Below are 14,724 nucleotides of genomic sequence, written 5' to 3' on the forward strand. Positions count from 1 at the left end.
TACTTTTGCATTCCCACTCAAGGTGAAATACTCAACATGGATTTCGACGCAAACACCCATCGCTGCACCATCTTGATTGATCAGCAACTGCCCGCCGGATTGGCAATGAACGCTGCCAGCATTATCGGCATTAGTTTTGGCAAATTACCAGGAAATTTGGTGGGGCCGAATCAGCAAAGCCAGGATGGCGTTGATTATCCCGGCGTCATCTACGCGCCGCTGGCGCAATCCTGCAAAACGTACGAAGAGTATGGCGAACGTATTGCTGACGCGCACAGCGATCAGATTGAGTTGGTGGCGATCGGTTTGATCGGTCCTAAGAAAAAAATTACCCGTTTAACCGGCAATTTTAAGCTTTATCGCTAAACATCCTCTTCGGCGGCGAACCACGCCGGCGGCTGGCCGACGTAGCGACTGAATGCCACGCTGAAGGCGCTGGCGGAGCGATAGCCGACGCGCTCCGCCACTTCCGCCACCGCCATGCTTTTGCCACGCAGCAGATTTTTCGCCAGCGCCATACGCCACGTCAGCAGGTAAACCATCGGCGCCACGCCAACCGCTTCGCGGAAACGCACAAAGAAAGAGGAGCGTGACAGCGCGGCGGCTTTCGCCAATTCGGCCACCGTCCAGCTGTGCGCAGGGTTGGCATGGATGGCGCGGATTGCCGCCGCCAACCGTTCGTCGGCTAACCCGCTCATCACGCCCGGACACGCATTGCAGATTGGCATCGAACGCAGCGCTTCGATTAATAGCAGCTCCAGCAAGCGTTCCAGTACCACATGACGCGCCGGACGCTGTGCGCGGCACTCATCCATCACCAACTGCACCAGCGTGGTCAGGCGCGATTCGCCGCGCACCTGAATAAACTGCGGCAGCAGCGAGACAATCAATCCGGCATCGGGCGCGCCGAACTGGCAATAGCCAATCAGGGTTTGCACGTCGGCGGGCTGCTGCTGATCGCCAATCAAGAACTCGCCGGGTGCGAGCATCTGTGGCACGGTTTCCGACGCGTCATCGGCGGGCGGTTCGGCGCTGGTCATGCAAAATTCCCATGCCGCCGGGATCAGCACAAAATCGCCCTGCTCCAGCGTGATGGGCGGATGCCCTTTCATCTTCAGCTGGCTGCGACCTTCCAGCACCAGACAATAGAACGGCTGACCGGTTTCACTGCGCTGCACACGCCAGCGCCCATTAGCGCGCGCACGTTTAGAAAACGCCGCTTGCGGCTGCAGCAGTGACACCATCTCCGCTAAGGGATCGATCATTTGGACTCCTGCGAATGAAAGCTGGACGTTGCATTGTAGTGAGTCCAGTCGGTTGACTCTATAGTGATCGTCTACCCCATTGCAATGCAGGAGTGAAAGATGAAAACGATTTTAATCACCGGCTGTTCTTCCGGCTTTGGTCACGCCACCGCGCTCTATTTTCTGGAACGTGGCTGGAAAGTGATCGCCACCATGCGCACTCCGCGCGCCGACTTATTCCCGGCCTCGGACAATCTGCGTCTGCTGCCATTGGACGTCAGCGATGCCGCCAGCATCAAAAATGCCATCGCCGCAGCGGGCGACATTGATGTGCTGGTGAATAACGCCGGTATTGGCGTGCTGGCATCACTGGAAGGCACGCCAATATCGACAGTGCGCGACGTGTTTGAGACTAACACGCTCGGCACCATAGCACTGACGCAGGCTGTGCTGCCGCAGTTTCGCGCGAAACAAGGCGGAACGGTGATCAACGTGACCTCGACGGTGACGCTGAAATCTCTGCCGCTGCTGGCGGTTTACACCGCAAGTAAAGCGGCGGTGAACGCCTTTACCGAATCGCTGGCTTTGGAGTTGCAGCCGTTCAACATCAACGTGCGTCTGGTGCTGCCGGGTTTGGCGCCCACCACCGATTTCGGCAAAAACGCCACGCCGCGCATGGAGAACACGCAGCTTGAGCCGTATCAGCCGCTGTTAGATGGCGTGTTCAGCGCAATGCAGCAGCCGCAACCGACCACCAAAGCGCTGGATGTGGCCGAAGCGGTGTGGCGTGCAGCGACCGATCCGCATGCTCCGATGCGCATTCCCGCCGGTGAAGATGCGGTGGCGCTGGCGAACGAAGTGGGCTGATATACTTTGCCAGGCAGCTTAGTTTGCCTGGCAACGCCAACATCGCTATGTTGTCACTCTCGCCCGCCACCTTTGAGGAATCGGAATGCACATCAGTCTGCTGGCACAACAACCACAGTTTTTGGATGCAGTGACCCAAATGCTGTACCGCGAATGGTCGGATTTCCCCAACTGGCGCGATGCAGCGATGATTCAGCAGCGTTTACAGGCGCGCAATGCCGCCGAGGCCAAAACGCTGACGCTGGTGGCCACCACAAGCGATGGCGAATTGATGGCGACTGCCAGCATCATCCATTACGAACTGCACGATATCGCCGAGCGCGAGTTTTGGCTCGGCGAAGTTATTACTGCCGCAACACACCGTGGAAAAGGGTTGGCGAGTAACTTGGTAACGCGCTTAATTACTGAAGCGCGTCAGCGTGAGATCACCGCGTTGTGGCTGTATACGCCGGATCAACAATCGCTGTATCGCCGCTTCGGCTGGCAGGATGTGGAGCAGCGCGAGATTGCTGATGAAGATGTTACGGTGATGGTTCTAAACATTGTTTAAGGAGAAGCAGATGCTGATGCGTAAAAACTATCCGCAATTGGGTGAAGTCAAAGCGCCTTATGTGCACGCGGTAAGGCACAATGAAACTTTATATGTCTCTGGCTTGACCGCTTTCGGTACGCCAGCGCAGCAAGCTGATATCGCTACACAAGCAGAAACTATATTCCAGCAGTTGCATACCATCGCGGCTGAAGAAAAGAGTTCGCTGGAAAAGCTAATCAAGGTGACGATTTTTATCACCTCATTTGATGAGATCAACGTCTTACGCGGCGTGCTGTTTAAACATTATGGCGAACATCTGCCGGCGAGTTCGCTGGTACAAATTAGTCAACTTTTCTCGCCGGATTTAAAGATTGAGATCGAGGCGATTATCGCCCTGTAGCCAACGCCTGCAGCGCCGCCAATCCATCGCGTGCCATCCATGTGCGCAGCGGCGCAAACAGCGGTTGCGGCAGATTTTCTGGTGCGAACCATTGCCAGCCGTGGCACTTTTCAGGCTCCATCAGTTGTGGTTCACCGATTGCGTCCTGCGCCACCATCAGTAGCGTAATGTAGTGCTTGTTGACCTCGGGAAACACATCGCTAACGAACGCGCCGTTTTGCAGTTTACCAAGCTGTAAGCCGGTTTCTTCCAGCACTTCGCGACGCGCGCAGGCTTCCGGCGATTCGCCAAACTCCAGATGCCCGCCCGGCGCAGACCAGTCGCCCGCGCCGTGGCTGCCTTTGCGTTGCCCTAATAACAGTTTTCCATCGCGGAAAACTAAAACGCCGATTCCCACTTGTGGCGACATGGTTGCTCCTTGGTTTGCCAGGCCGTCATAAATGACGACCCTGCGTTAAAAATTGCCCCACGTTTTATCACATTCTGTGCCGTGCGTTTATCGCTGCGTTTTAAACCGCAGCGCCATCACCATCAGCAACACAATGCCCACGCTCATGATTATCCACGCACTATCGAGCGAGGCGGCGCGGTCACGCACGATGCCAGCGATCAGCGGCATCAACGCCGCCAGCAAATAACCGCCGCCCTGCACGAAGGATAGCAATGCGCCCGCTTCTTCCGGCGTGTGCGCGTGATCGAGCGTGACGATCAGCGAGAGCGGGAACAGCGCGCCAATGCCTAATCCGAGCAGCAATGTAGGCAACCACGCCTGCGCCCCGCCAAGCCACAGCAGACTGATCAAGCCCAGCAGAATCAAAGTTAACACCACCAGCAACGGACAGCGACGATCGCGGAAGCGATGAATCAACGCCGACAGCACAAAACCCGCGGCAACTTCCGTCAGCGTGAGCGCACCCAGCACATAGCCGCTTTGTTCAGGTTGCCAGCCGTGCTGCATGTAAAATGGCGGCAGCCACGCCAGCACCAACGTGTACGCGCCGGTGCCAATTCCAAAGAAAATCATCAACAGCCAGGCACGCGGTGAGCGAGCAGTGCGTGGAGCCTGGCTGCTTTGCATTGGCGTTACGCCGCGTGAAAACGTCAACCACAGCAACAGCGCGATGACTGCGGGAACAACAGGAATTGCCAGCGTTAACGCTAAACCTTGCGATTTCGCCAATGGTGCGGCGCTGGCGGCAGCAATCGCTGCGCCCGCCATAATCCCGGTGGTGAACAGCGCCATCAGCGTGCCTGCTTTCGCACCAAAGTGACGTTTGATCTGCGCTGGCATTAAGGCCTGAATCAATCCGATTCCGCAACCCGCCACCAGCGCGCTGGTAATCAACGCTGTGGCAGATTGGTCGAACCCACGCGCGACGCTCGCCAGCGCCAGCAACAGCAATCCGGCAGCGATACCGCGCACTTCGCCAAGCCGGCGCAACAGCAGCGGCCCGGCCAGCGCCGCCAATCCCATCATGATGACCGGCAACGTGGTCAGCAGGCTAAGCTGCGTGGCGCTGAGCTGCGCGTCGCGCTGCAGGAGTGGAAAGAGCGGTCCCATCGCCGCCATAATCGGCCGCAAATTCAGTGCGATAACAAAAACCAGTAAGGCAAACATCCCAACCGCAGGTAAAGTACGATTCACTTTGCATCTCCATGCTCATTAAAAGTATCTTAACGTTAAGATACTTTTCGCAGCAGCAACAGCCCATGCGCACAAAGCAACACATGGGGATGAGATGGCGAATATTAATCACCGCACAATCCGTAGCGGCGCAATTTATTGCGCGATGAATCGCGCCGCTACGGATTGTGCAAACAGGCAACAACAGCATCTGGAGAAATCAATTTGACCGATCACGTCGATTTTGTAGTTGAACAGTGGGCCAGCGCGATGCCGGAGCTGGATGCATCGTCGATGGCGGTATTTGGTCGCATGCTGCGTATCATGAAACATCTGGCGAAAACGCGCGCTGAAGCGCTGGCACCGTTTGGATTTCGCGATGGCGAATTTGATGTGCTGGCGACGCTGCGGCGCGCGGGTGCGCCCTATCGCTTATCGCCGACCCAGCTGTATAAATCATTGCTGGTGACATCGGGCGCGATGACCAATCGCCTCAATCGGCTGGAAGAAGTGGGGTCGATTGTGCGCGTTGCCGATCCCGACGATAAGCGCAGCATGCTGGTGGCGCTGACTGAAGAAGGATTAGCGAAGATCGAGCAAGCCCTGCTGGTACACACGCAAACGCAAAATAGCCTGCTGGAAACGCTGGATGCAGCGCAGCAAGCGCAGCTGAAAACCTTGCTGAGTCAATTGTTGGTGGCAACAGAAGCGGAAAGGTAAAAACGCTGTTGCTGATGTGTCAAATAATGAATTCATTCAGCGCATTTTCCATTAAAGTAACCGTCCCGCCAGGCCTTTTTACGGATTAAAAATGAGCAATAAATACGCCCCATCGCAGATTTTTCTTCACTGGTTGACCTTCCTGTTGGTCGTCACTGCGTATTGCACCATGGAATTTCGTGGACTGGCGACGCGCGGTTCGTGGCAAGGCTTTGCCATGATTATTGGTCACTTCAGCGCAGGAAGTTGTGTGCTGGTGATTATGCTGTCACGCATCCTGCTGCGTTTCCGCCATCGCAGCCCGGCGATTTTGCCCAAGCCGCCGCACTGGCAAACCGGTCTGGCGCATCTGATGCATCTGGCGATCTACGTGTTTTTCATTGTCTTGCCCACGCTGGGCATTTTGTCGCGCTTCTATATGGGCCGCACCTGGTGGATTTTTGGCATTCCGATGCCGGTGAGTGGCGATCCGGATCCGGATTTCGCCGACATGATTGCGGACTGGCATGAAACCCTCGCGCCTTACGGATACTGGCTGATCGGCATTCATGCCGTGGCCGCGCTGGCGCACCATTATCTGTTCAAAGACAATACGTTAGTGCGCATGATGCCTGCGCGCCGCTCGCGTTCTAAAACGTCAGACTGAAGCTGTCATCCAGCAACGCCAGAATCTCGCTATCCGGCAAGCCGTTCTTCAGCGTGATGCTCAGCCAATGCTCTTTGTTCATGTGGTAAGCCGGATAAACGCCGGGCAACAGGCGCAGCGACCCAATCAGTTCAGGTCGTGCTTTAATGTTCATCACGTCAAATACCGGCCCATCCGGTAAACCGAGTTTGTGACTCTCCAGCGGGAACACCAGCGCAAACCATTTGCGGTGCCGCGGATGACGCAGCACTGCATACTCACTGTGCTTTTTCCACGGATAATCGGGTTCTACCTGATAGTGCTGATTGATGTAGTCGAACAGCTGCTGGCGTTGCATGCATCCTCCGTGGTGAACGCGGGATAAGGGCCGCCGAAGATGGCGGCCCTGAGACTTTATAAAGCTGAAGCAAAAGTTGCCAGTGTTCGATTAAAACGCGCAGGTTCTTCGATAAATGGCGCATGGCCAGAATCGGCAAACATCTGTGTCTGAATGCGCGAATTGATACGCTTTACTCTGGCGAGAGATGCAGCAGGATTCACCAATGCATCATGCTCACCGTAGATGAATAGCAGTGGCACACGCACATTTTTTACTCCTTTTTCTAATGCAATGGTCATGGTGGGCACCGCTCGTTGCATGGGCCACGCAGCCAGCGCGGCGTTGGCCAGCAGGCGTTCAAAGGTGGTGCGGTCAGGTTGCTGGTAAAAACACAGCTGCAGAAAAGCCCGCTCGCCATCCAGATGTGTTTTCAAATCACTTGCCGCCATTGCGCCATATACGTCATGCGCCGGAATCAACGTGGGATTGAGCTCTACCACGCCGTCGACGTAGATAGCGCCACTGATATTACCGTCACCATAGGCCGCCAGATAGTTGGTGATCACCGCCCCGCCCAATGACCATCCGACTAATAACGGCTTATTGGCATGGCTTTGATTAATTACTGCGCGGAGATCGTCGGCCCAGCGTTTCCCATCGCGGTAAGCTGATTCTTGTTCAGGCTTGTCGGATAAACCGTGACCACGCATATCGAATGTAATCAGCCGATAGCGTTGCTGTAACTGCGCATCACTGATCTGTTTTTCCCAGTTTAAGTGGCTACCAAGCAAACCATGAATAAACACAATAGGTATACCATCAGGATTACCTGATTCCTGTATTGCCAGCTTCACGCCATCTGGCGCGGTAATGGTGTACTGCTTCTCAGCGGCGAACAGCGTGGCAGAAAAGAGCATGAGAACGACGATAAACAGTGTGCGTTTAAAAAGTAACAGCATAAAAATCTCCTTAAATGAATGATTCCCGGCTATCCTGAACCCTGACACTGATGTCAGAGTCAAGCCGCTTTATGGGGAGTCACTTATGCAGTTATCAATTGGAGAGCTGGCAAGAGAGACAGGCGTGAGCGTGCGCGCCATTCGTCATTACGATCGCCATCATCTGCTAACTTCAACACGTGCCTGCAATGGATACCGTTTTTTCCCACCACAGGCGATAACCCAGGTGCGCCAGATTCAACGGCTCATCAATACCGGTTTCAGCATTGCCGAAATCTGCTCTTTTCCGGATTGCATGCGCATGATCGAAGGGGCAGCATTCTGCCCGGAAACTCAGGCTGTGCAATATAAGCGACTGGCGGATATTGAACGCCAAATTAGTGAACTCGAATCTCGTCGGGCATTGCTGATGGCCACGCTGGCTGAAGGCATCACCCGATGATGCGGTTTTATCAACAGGGCGGTCAGTAATGTTCTTTGCGGATAAATTTTTGCGCTAAATCAGCGCTCTTAGACCAGGAAAGTGAATGATGTTCCATCTGATTTTCAGCATACCCAGCTGGTATGTGATCGCCCGATTTTTGTTCCCGTTAGCCATGCCCTTGCTGTTAAAAATCATCCTTTCTCTGCTGGTGTTGCTGGCTTCGCAATATCTGCTGGTGAGCCGTTTTACCTCTGGCAGCATGTTTTCGCCGGAAATGCCGCGCGCCATCGTCATCCTGTTCAACTGGGGTTTCAGCGCCGTTTTATTCCTCGCGCTGACGCAGTTTGTGATTGATGGGGTGGCGCTGGTTTCACTGTTGTTCCGCCATCCGTTCGAAATCGTACCCGCGGTGCGTTATGTGGCGGCGGCGTTTGCCTTGATTTTGGCCACGGTTGGCGTTTATCAGGCTATCCGCGTTCCGCCCATCAAAGATGTGACCATCGAAATCGACAACCTTCCGCGCGAATTCGAAGGCTATCAACTGTTGCAGTTAACGGACATGCACATCACCAAACTTTTTAATGAGAAATGGACGCGCGCGCTAGTGCAAAAAGCCATGACGCTGGACGTCGACCTGATTCTGGTCACCGGCGATGTGATTGACGGTACGCTGCAGAACCGTCGTGCGGACGTCGAACCGCTGCGCGGATTACACGCGCGCGATGGCGTTTTCGCCACCACCGGCAATCACGAATATTTCTTTGAGCAGGAGCGCTGGACCGCACATCTGGCGTCGCTAGGTTTGGAGCCGTTACTCAATCGCCATATGGTGATTAAGCGCGATAACGCCGAGCTGGTGATCGCCGGCATGCCGGATACGTCAGCAGCACGACGTGGCGCAGTTGGCCCCGATTTGGAACTGGCGCTGGCCGGTGCGCCGGAAGACGCTCCGGTGATCTTGCTCGACCACCAGCCGCGCAACGCCCGGCAAAACGCACTGAAAAACATCGATTTGCAGCTGTCCGGCCACACGCACGGCGGGCTAATTATTGGCTTTGATCGCCTGTTTGCCAAACCCAACGCGGGCTTCGTGTCGGGTTTGTATCAGGTCGACGGCATGCAGCTCTACGTCAACAATGGTACCGCGCTGTGGCCTGGCATGGCGGTGCGTTTGGGCCGCCCCTCAGAGTTGACCCGCATTACGCTGCAGCGCAAACCGTGACGCCCTTAAGATTGTGGGATTGCCCGCGAGGCATCCCACAATCTCATCATCTGCGCGATTCCGCGCTCAACCTCGTGGAGAGGAACTTCATCGCGCGCCAGGGTTGAGATCCCCAGCATAAAACTGTTGAAGCTGACCGCCAGCGAAAGCGTCTCCTCCTCATCCCGCAACTCACCGCTACCGATCCCTCTTTCAACGCAATGCCTGATCCCTTCACGGGTGCGCATGCGCGATGCTTCAAGCGGTTTAAGCACGTGGCGATTTTCCTCAGAACAGGAAGACATCACGCTTAGCGCAACCATGCATCCACGCGGATGCGCAGGATCGTACTGCATTCTGGCGGAGTTGAGCAGCGCGGTTTCCAGCGCCTGCCGAGCGGGCACGCGGGTATCCCACAAAGCTTCCGTGACCTGAGCATGGGTTTGCAAATAACAGTTCACGGCTTCAGCAAAGAGTGCCTCTTTCGATCCAAACGCGGCGTAGAAGCTTGGCGCGGTGATGCCTTTGCCTATTGAGGCTTTGAGCTGCGCCAGTGAGGTTGATTCATAGCCGTTTTCCCAGAAAAGGTGCATCGCTTTGATCACCGCTTCATCCCGATCAAATTGTCTTGGTCTGCCTGTTCTCATCATCACATCCTCCGCCATTTATACTAATCGATACAGAATTCATTGACAACGCACAGCTCACCTCCGCAATATAAATACCGATCGATACATATATCCATGGCGCTTCGCGGCGCTGTTGCAAATCAAGAGCAGGCTAAATAATGAATTCAACGTTTAAGCACGAAGAAGCCCAACGGCTGCCAATCCTGGCGCTTTTGGCGCTCGCAATGGCAGGTTTTATCTGCATCCTGACTGAAACCATACCCGCCGGATTGCTGCCACAAATCAGTCAGGGCCTTAATATTTCCCCCTCGCTGGCCGGTCAATGGGTTACTGCCTATGCAGCCGGTTCGCTACTGGCCGCGATTCCGCTCACATTGCTTACCCGAAGCTGGTCGCGCCGGGTTGTGCTGCTGAGCACCGTGTGCGGATTTCTGCTGTTTAACACTCTTACCGCCGTCTCTTCTGACGTTGTCATCATCTTAATAGCACGATTTTTTGCTGGTGCGTCAGCCGGTTTGGCGTGGAGTCTGATTGCGGGCTATGCGCGAAGAATGGTTGTTCCATCGCTGCAGGGACGTGCATTGGCGCTCGCTATGGTGGGCACGCCAATCGCTCTTTCACTCGGTGTTCCGGCAGGCACATGGATGGGTTCGTTGCTGGGATGGCGTCTGACATTTGCCGCCATGTCGGGTCTCTCTCTCATTCTTATCGGCTGGATTTTGCTGGCCGTGCCGAACTATCCCGGCCAATCTGCCACGCAAAAAATGCCGCTCGGCGCAGTATTACGCCTCCCCGGCGTAGGTGCCGTGCTGGGTGTGGTGCTGACCTGGATGCTGGCGCATAACATTCTCTACACCTACATTGCACCGTTCATTGCTTCAGCCGGTCTGGCAGATCGCGTGGATGTGGTGCTGCTGATCTTTGGTATGGCGGCATTGGGGGGAATATTCATCACCGGTAAGATCATTGATACGCATCTGCGCAAAGCGGTGCTGCTGTCACTCTCCATCTTTGCTGCGGTGTCGGTGATTTTTGGTCTGAGTACGCCAACACCCGCCGTGATCTATGCGGGCATAGCCGTTTGGGGACTCACCTTCGGCGGTGCCGCGACGCTGCTGCAAACGGCTCTGGCAGATGCCGCCGGCGAATATGCCGATGTCGCGCTCTCCATGAATGTCGTCACCTGGAACAGCGCTATCGCCCTCGGCGGTTTGACCGGCGGAATGTTGCTGGAACATGTCGGCTCCCAATCTTTTCCGTGGGCGATTCTGCTATTGCTGTTGGTCGCGTTGGGAATTGCGCTGCGTGCTAAGCAGGGTTTCCCGGCTGCGAACAGCCGGGCGAAAACCTCACTCAGCCCGGCCAGCGAGACTGACGGATAACGCGACAGAAATTGAGCGGTGAGAAATCCGGCTCTTTATCCTTAATCACATCAGCTTTTACATTGCCAAAGGTGGTATCCGGTTTATGCCGGATGCCATCGTAAAAGGCCTGAATGATCGCCTCCTTGAACGCCGCCGGGCGCGGATAGTTCGCCGTCACGGCGACAATCTCCTCTTCCGCGAACTTTTCATAACCGATGCCCAGCACGTCCATCTCCACGCCAGCGGTAACCAGCGCTATTTCTGGTGCCATAAACTCCGGGATTCCCGGCGTGGTGTGCAGTGCAATCGCGGTCCACACTTTGTCGATATCGCTGCTGGCGATGCCGTAGCCCTGCAAAAATGCCCGCGCGGCATTGGCGCTATCTACTTCAAAACGCTTATCGCAGCTGCAGTGTTCGTGCGTCAGGCCGATGTCATGGAACATGCAGCCGATATACAGCAGCTCGCGATCGACGTTAACTCCACGCTGCTGCCCCGCTAGCGCGCCCCAGTAAAAGACGCGGCTGGAGTGGTTAAAGAGCAACTCTGATTCGGTATCGCGCACAAACTCTGTCGCTTCACGGGCCATTTTGCTGTCCGGGATGCGGATGCCGGTAATGTTCACGCTCATTTTTTCTCTCCTGTTGGTTGTCTTTTTCAACCATAGAGCGCAGGCTAAAAGTCTTAAAGTGCCCAATAAAGACGATTAAAGACATTGTGATGTTTTGCGACATGAGGAATTGAATGCGTCATGAAATAGCGATTCTGGCGGTGCCGGGCGTGCAGTTACTCGACGTTTGCGGCCCGCTGGATGTGTTTGCCGAAGCCAACCGTTTGCTGCAGCGGCAGATCTACACGCCCCGCATTATCGCAGTTGAGGGCGGAGAAATTCACGCATCATCCGGCGTGCGGCTGAGCGCAGATTTGCAGCTGGCTGAAACACTGAACTATGCGCCGCATACCTTTCTGATCGCCGGCGCGCCGGGCATAGAAAATTTCGCTGCCGATGACAACCTGCTGCATGCGCTGAGCGGTTTATGCCAGCGCAGCCAGCGTTTTGGCTCGGTGTGCAGCGGCGCGTTGCTGCTGGCGCGCACCGGATTGCTGGCCGGAAAACGCGTCACCACACACTGGGAAAGCGCCGCTTTACTGGCTTCGCGCTATCCGGAGATCACCGTAGATGTCGATGCGTTGTGCGTTGCAGATGGGCGTGTTCGCACTGCTGCGGGCGTTACGTCCGGGCTGGATCTTGCGCTGCGCCTGGTGGAAGAGGATCTTGGGCGTGAAGTCGCGATTGAGGTCGCCGCGCATCTGGTGATGTTTTTCCGTCGTCCGGTCAATCAGGCGCATTTTATGCGCAGCAACAGCGCATCGTTGCGCGGCCGCTCGGCGTTGCAGGAGTTACAGCGTTGGGTGATTTCGCATCTGGCGGAAGTTAAAACCGTGGCGATGATGGCCGAACATATGGCGATCAGTGAAAGGCATCTGACGCGATTGTTCCGCAATGAATTGGGGATGACGCCGGGACAATGGCTGGAGCGCGAGCGCGTGGCGAAAGCAAAACAGCTGCTGGAACATAAATCGCTGCCCGCTAAAACGCTGGCATTACAGTGCGGATTTTCCGGCGCTGACGTGATGCGGCGGGCGTTCAGCCGCGTCACCGGCATCACACCCGCCGCTTACCGCAAAATGACGGAAAATAACGAATAAAATAAAAATATTGAATATTTCGTAGCGGCGCGATTTATCGCGCAATAAATTGCGCCGCTACGATATGCACGCTCAGTAATTTACGCTTTCGCAAACGCCAACAAATCAGGATTAATCTGCTCAGGATGCGTCGCGAACATACCGTGCGACAAGCCTGGGTAGGTTTTCAGCGTGCCCTGTTTTAGCAGCTTAATCGCCTTATGCGCCGAATCATTAATCGGCACCACCTGATCGTCTTCCCCGTGCAGCACCAATACCGGCACCGTGATCGCTTTTAAATCTTCGGTAAAATCGGTTTCCGAGAACGCAGCGATACAGTCGTACTGCGCCTTAGCGCCGCCCGCCATGCCCTGACGCCACCAGTTATCGATCAAACCCTGGCTCACTTTCGCACCCGGACGGTTAAAGCCGTAGAACGGCCCCGCTGGCACATCGATAAAGAACTGCGCGCGGTTAGCGGTTAGCGCCGAGCGGAAACCGTCAAACACTTCTTTTGGCAAACCTTCAGGATTGGCGGCGGTTTGCAACATGATTGGTGGCACGGCGCCCATCAACACTGCTTTCGCCACGCGACCTTTTTCGGCATGCGCCACATAACGCGCCACTTCGCCGCCACCGGTAGAGTGACCGATATGGATGGCATTGCGCAGGTCAAGCGCTTTGGCCAGTTCTGCCACGTCAGCGGCGTATGTGGTCATATCATTGCCGCTAGCGGTTTGGTCGGAACGTCCGTGGCCGCGACGGTCGTGGGCGATAACGCGATAACCTTGTGCCAGGAAGAACAACATTTGATTGTCCCAGTCATCGGCGCTTAACGGCCAGCCGTGATGAAACACTACCGGTTGGGCGTTTTTTGGGCCCCAGTCTTTGTAAAAGATTTTGGTACCGTCTTGAGTGGTGATGATGCCGTTGCTCATGAGTAAGTCCTCTGTATGTGATTGTCTGCGTTCGATGGGCTTATTGTTATGGAAAGCGGCAGCGGCTAATATTGTCAAATATGACACATTAAGGGCCGTAACTGACAAATGATAAAAACTGATGAAAACAGCGTTGTCGTGGAGATTGGCTTGGTGATCTATCCCGATTGCCAACTCGCGGCGATATATGGCTTAACCGATATGTTCAGGATTGCTGCGGAATGGGCCGAGAATATATCGGGTGAAGAGCGCAAGCGGACGATTCGTGTTTCACATTGGCAGATCGATGCGCACAGCGATCACATGGTTTGCGTCTGGGATAGCCATCCCGATACAGCACATCGCTTGAGCCACGTGATTGCGCCGCCAAGTCTGGTGGTGCCAGCGAAAATGGTGCCCATGAAGGTGCCCGCCGACTGGATGAGTGAGCTTTATGACGCAGGCGTAACGCTCTGTTCGGTGTGCGCCGGTGCCTTTGTGCTGGCCGAAACCGGACTGATCGATCACCGTCGCGCCACCACGCACTGGGCCTTTGCGCAGACGCTGTCGGAGCGTTTTCCTGCGGTAGACGTCGCGGTGGAAAATATGGTGATTGACGATGGCGACATTATTACCGCCGGTGGGATTTTGGCGTGGACCGATTTGGGTTTAACGCTGATCGAAAAAGTGCTCGGCACCGGCACCATGCTGGCGACCTCACGCTTTTTACTGATCGACCCGCCGCGACGCGAGCAAAGCACCTATTCGGCATTTATCCCCAATTTCGATCACGGTGATAGCCAGATTCTGCGCGCGCAGCATCATCTTCATGCCCATGTCGCCGAGCAGCACAGCATTGAGAGCATGTCGGCGCTGGCAAGCATGACGCCACGTACTTTTCTGCGCCATTTCCAGAAAGCGACCGGCCTGCGGCCAACGGATTATTTGCAGCAGGTACGCATTATGAAAGCGCGCGACGCGCTGGAGCTGAGTAATCGTTCGGTCGATCAGATCGCCTGGGAGATCGGTTACAGCGACCCTTCCGCTTTCCGCAAAATTTTCCGCAAACTCACCGGCGTCACGCCCGGCCAGTATCGGCAGCGGTTTGGTACCCGGCAACATAATTAACGCCCATCACAGCAGGAAAATTGCCGTTTTCCTGCCATGATTACGTTCGTCCCGTTCCGAT

At 55.4% G+C, this 14,724-nt stretch carries 19 protein-coding genes; 11 read left to right on the top strand and 8 right to left on the bottom strand.

The features are described 5' to 3' along the window. Positions 1-36: 36 nt before the first annotated feature. A complete protein-coding gene (locus tag K5Y33_RS11430) occupies positions 37-366 on the top strand; it encodes a DUF2000 domain-containing protein (protein ID WP_101761428.1) in 330 nt (109 codons plus the stop codon). On the opposite strand, the gene K5Y33_RS11435 is transcribed toward K5Y33_RS11430, so the two are convergent. Continuing rightward, a complete protein-coding gene (locus tag K5Y33_RS11435; protein ID WP_222233991.1) occupies positions 363-1,265 on the bottom strand; it encodes an AraC family transcriptional regulator in 903 nt (300 codons plus the stop codon). The genes K5Y33_RS11430 and K5Y33_RS11435 overlap by 4 nt on opposite strands. Before the next feature lie 99 nt (positions 1,266-1,364). On the opposite strand from K5Y33_RS11435, the gene K5Y33_RS11440 reads away from it, so the two are divergent. The 3 genes from K5Y33_RS11440 to K5Y33_RS11450 all read left to right on the top strand — a co-directional run bounded on the left by K5Y33_RS11440 (position 1,365) and on the right by K5Y33_RS11450 (position 3,043). Beyond that, positions 1,365-2,111 carry an SDR family oxidoreductase gene (locus K5Y33_RS11440; protein WP_222233992.1) on the top strand — a complete coding sequence of 249 codons (747 nt, stop codon included), beginning with the start codon at positions 1,365-1,367 and terminating at the stop codon, positions 2,109-2,111. Positions 2,112-2,196: 85 nt separating this feature from the next. Next, positions 2,197-2,661: a GNAT family N-acetyltransferase gene (locus K5Y33_RS11445; RefSeq protein WP_222233993.1), complete on the top strand. Its 465-nt coding sequence runs from the start codon at positions 2,197-2,199 to the stop codon at positions 2,659-2,661. Positions 2,662-2,671: 10 nt separating this feature from the next. After that, positions 2,672-3,043 (top strand): RidA family protein, encoded by a 372-nt coding sequence (locus tag K5Y33_RS11450; RefSeq protein ID WP_110866963.1) that lies wholly within the window; start codon positions 2,672-2,674, stop codon positions 3,041-3,043. Here K5Y33_RS11450 and K5Y33_RS11455 read toward each other — a convergent pair. Beyond that, positions 3,030-3,452 carry an NUDIX hydrolase gene (locus K5Y33_RS11455; protein ID WP_217548103.1) on the bottom strand — a complete coding sequence of 141 codons (423 nt, stop codon included), beginning with the start codon at positions 3,450-3,452 and terminating at the stop codon, positions 3,030-3,032. The two genes, K5Y33_RS11450 and K5Y33_RS11455, sit on opposite strands and share 14 nt — an antisense overlap. 87 nt (positions 3,453-3,539) lie before the next feature. Then, positions 3,540-4,688, bottom strand: coding sequence for an MFS transporter (locus K5Y33_RS11460; RefSeq protein WP_370634121.1), 1,149 nt, complete (start codon positions 4,686-4,688; stop codon positions 3,540-3,542). 204 nt (positions 4,689-4,892) lie between these two features. Here K5Y33_RS11460 and K5Y33_RS11465 point away from each other — a divergent pair, with 204 nt between their 5' ends. Beyond that, positions 4,893-5,387, top strand: coding sequence for a MarR family winged helix-turn-helix transcriptional regulator (locus tag K5Y33_RS11465; protein ID WP_101761421.1), 495 nt, complete (start codon positions 4,893-4,895; stop codon positions 5,385-5,387). Between the two features lie 91 nt (positions 5,388-5,478). After that, entirely contained in the window at positions 5,479-6,033 is a 555-nt protein-coding gene (gene cybB / locus K5Y33_RS11470; protein ID WP_192234985.1) for a cytochrome b561, read from the top strand. On the opposite strand, the gene K5Y33_RS11475 is transcribed toward cybB, so the two are convergent. Both K5Y33_RS11475 and K5Y33_RS11480 read right to left on the bottom strand, forming a co-directional pair. After that, the gene (locus tag K5Y33_RS11475) at positions 6,017-6,370 is read right to left on the bottom strand and encodes an MmcQ/YjbR family DNA-binding protein (RefSeq protein WP_222233994.1); all 354 of its coding nucleotides are present in this window, start codon (positions 6,368-6,370) and stop codon (positions 6,017-6,019) included. The genes cybB and K5Y33_RS11475 overlap by 17 nt on opposite strands. A gap of 56 nt (positions 6,371-6,426) precedes the next feature. Further along, positions 6,427-7,311 (bottom strand): alpha/beta fold hydrolase, encoded by an 885-nt coding sequence (locus tag K5Y33_RS11480; protein WP_222233995.1) that lies wholly within the window; start codon positions 7,309-7,311, stop codon positions 6,427-6,429. A gap of 85 nt (positions 7,312-7,396) precedes the next feature. Between K5Y33_RS11480 and K5Y33_RS11485 the strand changes: the two genes are divergently transcribed. Together K5Y33_RS11485 and K5Y33_RS11490 are read left to right on the top strand one after the other, a co-directional pair. Next, on the top strand, positions 7,397-7,753 hold the full coding sequence (locus K5Y33_RS11485; RefSeq protein WP_110866970.1) for a MerR family transcriptional regulator: 357 nt from the start codon (positions 7,397-7,399) through the stop codon (positions 7,751-7,753). A gap of 88 nt (positions 7,754-7,841) precedes the next feature. Further along, positions 7,842-8,957, top strand: a complete 1,116-nt coding sequence (locus K5Y33_RS11490) for a metallophosphoesterase (RefSeq protein ID WP_222234331.1) — start codon at positions 7,842-7,844, stop codon at positions 8,955-8,957. A gap of 5 nt (positions 8,958-8,962) precedes the next feature. Here K5Y33_RS11490 and K5Y33_RS11495 read toward each other — a convergent pair whose 3' ends face one another. After that, a complete protein-coding gene (locus tag K5Y33_RS11495) occupies positions 8,963-9,586 on the bottom strand; it encodes a TetR/AcrR family transcriptional regulator (protein WP_222233996.1) in 624 nt (207 codons plus the stop codon). A gap of 137 nt (positions 9,587-9,723) precedes the next feature. On the opposite strand from K5Y33_RS11495, the gene K5Y33_RS11500 reads away from it, so the two are divergent. Beyond that, positions 9,724-10,947, top strand: coding sequence for an MFS transporter (locus K5Y33_RS11500; RefSeq protein WP_222233997.1), 1,224 nt, complete (start codon positions 9,724-9,726; stop codon positions 10,945-10,947). On the opposite strand, the gene K5Y33_RS11505 is transcribed toward K5Y33_RS11500, so the two are convergent. Then, a complete protein-coding gene (locus tag K5Y33_RS11505; protein ID WP_101761416.1) occupies positions 10,919-11,560 on the bottom strand; it encodes an HD domain-containing protein in 642 nt (213 codons plus the stop codon). The genes K5Y33_RS11500 and K5Y33_RS11505 overlap by 29 nt on opposite strands. Positions 11,561-11,673: 113 nt before the next feature. Here K5Y33_RS11505 and K5Y33_RS11510 point away from each other — a divergent pair, with 113 nt between their 5' ends. Further along, positions 11,674-12,639, top strand: a complete 966-nt coding sequence (locus tag K5Y33_RS11510; RefSeq protein WP_222233998.1) for a GlxA family transcriptional regulator — start codon at positions 11,674-11,676, stop codon at positions 12,637-12,639. A gap of 80 nt (positions 12,640-12,719) precedes the next feature. Here the strand turns inward: K5Y33_RS11510 and K5Y33_RS11515 are convergent, their stop codons facing one another. Continuing rightward, positions 12,720-13,556: an alpha/beta fold hydrolase gene (locus K5Y33_RS11515; protein ID WP_222233999.1), complete on the bottom strand. Its 837-nt coding sequence runs from the start codon at positions 13,554-13,556 to the stop codon at positions 12,720-12,722. Positions 13,557-13,664: 108 nt separating this feature from the next. Here K5Y33_RS11515 and K5Y33_RS11520 point away from each other — a divergent pair, with 108 nt between their 5' ends. Further along, positions 13,665-14,663, top strand: coding sequence for a GlxA family transcriptional regulator (locus tag K5Y33_RS11520; protein ID WP_255610298.1), 999 nt, complete (start codon positions 13,665-13,667; stop codon positions 14,661-14,663). Positions 14,664-14,724 lie beyond the last annotated feature (61 nt).

Source organism: Pantoea sp. DY-17 (assembly GCF_019795975.1).
Taxonomy (GTDB): domain Bacteria; phylum Pseudomonadota; class Gammaproteobacteria; order Enterobacterales; family Enterobacteriaceae; genus Pantoea; species Pantoea leporis.